The organism is Segatella copri (assembly GCF_009495355.1).
GTDB lineage: Bacteria > Bacteroidota > Bacteroidia > Bacteroidales > Bacteroidaceae > Prevotella.
In genome coordinates this window covers 1-3,134 of sequence record NZ_VZAD01000060.1, presented here as the reverse complement: position 1 = coordinate 3,134, position 3,134 = coordinate 1, and the positions used below count along the sequence as shown (strand labels likewise).

The following is a 3,134-nucleotide window of genomic DNA, read 5'->3' as shown; positions in this document are numbered from 1 at the left end:
CGACTTATAGCCAGACGCTGTTTCCCGAATGCAATGCGTACCATAGACCGCTTTCTATAACCGAAAGTACGTATTTTTTATAAGTGATTGAGAATGAGATAAGTTTTTATCTCATAAAAAGAAGAGGTTACGAATTAGAAATAAACAGAATGTAGCATCCTGCTGTGATTTGCATAACCATCCAAAGAACTCTTTCGGTTGCAAAGGTACGATATTTAATCGGGAATAAAGAATGTTTTAAGATTTTTTATCCTCGATTTTTTGCTTGGATAAATCTATTTTTATTAAACCATATTCTTCTCCATTCTTTGCTATTTCCATTTCAATCCATTCAAACATATGTGGTAAGGGTTTCTGTTTTGAATGGTCTATTTCGTTTGCATATTCTCATCCTTTCGTGTGTTTTGTATAAAAGTCAGCCGTCGTCGCAGAAAGACAGTCTTCGTGCCTCAGACTAACTTCCTCCGACTATGGCACGGCAAGAAAAATCCTTGGCGGTATGCCTTGAAATACTTCAAGACTATACTGCCAAGGACTTTTCTTTGTTTGCCGTGCTGACAACGGCTGACTTTTATAGCCACAACTCGCAGTTCCATTTTTATCGCACAATCCAAACGGCATGAAAGTAGTGTACCTCCAATATGTTTCTCTATAAAATTTCTCATCCCTATTATTATCGTAGTCATAATAATATCGCTCATCACATATTAGTGAACAACATTATTATGACTATACGAATAAGTGGCAACACCCTTACTTTGTTAATATTTTTTCTTCCATTCTCCCAAATCTGCAGACCGCAATATTTTTTTGTGCAAAACACCATTTTGTGAAGTTTCTAATATATACACCATTTTGCCATTATCAACCTTCTCCTTCAAAGTTGAAATAGCACGAAACTCCCCATTTTGAAATTTATATTTCACATTAACGTAAGAAGAAGCATTTTCTCTGGAGAAAGAATATATACATTTCTGTCTATTATCTATTGAGGGATTCAATATATAAGAAAACGAAGGGGCAATTTTAAATTGATGTTTGTTGTCATTCCATAGGAAACAATCATAAATATCGGCCCCTTGATTTCCGAAACCTCCTTTGTAGATTAAAAGGTCTTTGTTTCCATCAAAATCAACATCCACAAAATCAATTTTGCCTATTGAATCTCGTCCTATGGTAGGAGAGCCATATTCTTCCCAATTATATTTATATATGATAGTCTGAATTTTTTTTTCATCTCTAAAAACGAAGATTTTATTGGTGTCAGGCAAATGAGTTATACTGTCTATTGTCACAGTATTATCTATATGGATTTTTTTTCCCTCCAATGATGTATCGCTATGAATCAATGATGTATCGTTAGGAATCTTGGCATGAATACTGTCATTATGCTTACTTATTGGTACAACACGCTTATTTTGTTGGCATGATATACACGATATTGGTATAACCAATATCATAATGAATAGTAACAAGAGGTGTGCCAAGTTTGGCACACCTCCATTTTGTCTATTTAAATATCTTCTTTGATTTTGCATATGCATCCTTTCTTGCTTGCAAGCCATTTGTCCCACCATTAATCTCTTGCGTAACCTTTGTAACAGTTGCGTCTGCTGATAAAGAAGCCCATTGAGATATTTTGGTATTAATATCTTTGAACACATCCCAATACCAACCTGCACTCTCAAAGGTATAATTCTTAGCAACATGCTGAGTGGCATATTCCGCTGGAGATTTTATCTCCTCATCAGTAACCTTCAGCGTATCTTTCATGTAATTGTAGAATGCAGTGTAATTGTCCTTCCAAGTCAATTGCATAAAGCCTCCACCACAGTATGGTGCATATCGTTGGTACTGCTTATCATATTCACTTTTGGTCTTTCCTGGCACATAAATGTACTCAGTAAAGGTTCTTCCTTTGTCCGTCTCAACAAAACCTTGGGCCAGAAAGTGTCTGACTTTGGTCTTAGAAGTAATGTGGTAACGGTTACATACCTCATTCAGAGCCGTAACATTGGCTGGTTTTAAAACTTCCTTACCGAAACCCATACGAGCCAATTTTCCTGCTGTAATATTCACAACACCGTCAACTAGCCATTCTGTATCACTCACATTGTCCTGTAAGACAGCTAAACTTGACTGTCCCAACAATCCGTCGCTGGTCAATCCGAAATCTTTTTGGAATTTTGCGACAACACTCTTCAAAACTGAATCATAAGTTTCGCTTGTCAAATTGCAGGAATAGCCTTTTTGATTGAGCAAACCTCTACATGTAAGAACAGAATCACCTACGTCACCAACTTTCAAATATGCCGAACCTTGCTGGATTGCATAGATTGATGGTGCCTCGCGCGATACAGATTTAACACTTGTTTCAGTACTCATATATATATTGTTTTAAGTCCCTTTTAATCCTCTGCGGCTTAGTCGGGACTGTTGGCTGAGTCGTATCATTCAAAATTCATTTATAAACATTACAAACATCATGCCTATTATATTTGGGGAATTTAATTATGTCAAAGTGTCAGTTCAAACGACTTTAAGCTGTCAATACGGTATGCAACTTCTATATAAAAGTCAGCCGTCGTCGCAGAAAAACAGTCCTCGTACCTCAGACTAACTTCCTCCGACTATGGCACGGCAAGAAAAATCCTTGGCGGTATGCCTTGAAATACGTTCCCTGACCGTCATTTTCAAGAAAGCGTATCATTACAGCCGAGTTGAGTTCACCATTATTATATATACCCATGATTCCTGTATAGAATCCACGGTCATAGCCTTCCGCTTCGTGGATTATTTCCATAGTCTTGTCCTTTGGCGCACCTGTTATGGAACCTGCGGGCAACATTGCATCCAATATGTTTCCGATGTGCTTTTGATAGTCGGTTGGTAACTTGCCGCTTATTTCAGAACTGGTCTGGAGAATATTCCCCTTATTGGTATGGAGCACATCAATATAACGGTATTTATCCACCTTTACATGCTCTGCCACACGGCTAAGGTCATTGCGAATCAGATCCACAATGGTAGCATGTTCGGCAGCTTCTTTTTTATCGCTCATCTGCTTATCATATCATATAATAGAGTAGATGTGGGGAGTTACCCCCAGCACCTCTCATTGCACCGTACGTACG

At 37.8% G+C, this 3,134-nt stretch carries 2 protein-coding genes and 1 pseudogene; all 3 read right to left on the bottom strand.

Annotated features, from left to right (window positions below; all coding sequences use genetic code 11):
- Positions 1-761 precede the first annotated feature (761 nt).
- A complete protein-coding gene (locus F7D20_RS07380) occupies positions 762-1,538 on the bottom strand; it encodes an XAC2610-related protein (RefSeq protein WP_158463471.1) in 777 nt (258 codons plus the stop codon).
- Complete coding sequence (locus tag F7D20_RS07375; RefSeq protein ID WP_158463470.1) at positions 1,510-2,385, bottom strand: peptidoglycan-binding protein; 876 nt, start codon at positions 2,383-2,385, stop codon at positions 1,510-1,512. Before F7D20_RS07375 ends, F7D20_RS07380 begins: the two co-directional genes overlap by 29 nt.
- A 277-nt stretch (positions 2,386-2,662) precedes the next feature.
- Positions 2,663-3,061: pseudogene (locus tag F7D20_RS07370) on the bottom strand (chorismate-binding protein); the annotation flags it as partial.
- Between the last annotated feature and the right edge of the window lie 73 nt (positions 3,062-3,134).

Coding starts and splice junctions, on each gene's coding strand:
- F7D20_RS07375 (WP_158463470.1), bottom strand. CDS start 2,385: ATGAGTACTGAAACAAGTGTTAAATCTGTATCGCGCGAGGCACCATCA.
- F7D20_RS07380 (WP_158463471.1), bottom strand. CDS start 1,538: ATGCAAAATCAAAGAAGATATTTAAATAGACAAAATGGAGGTGTGCCA.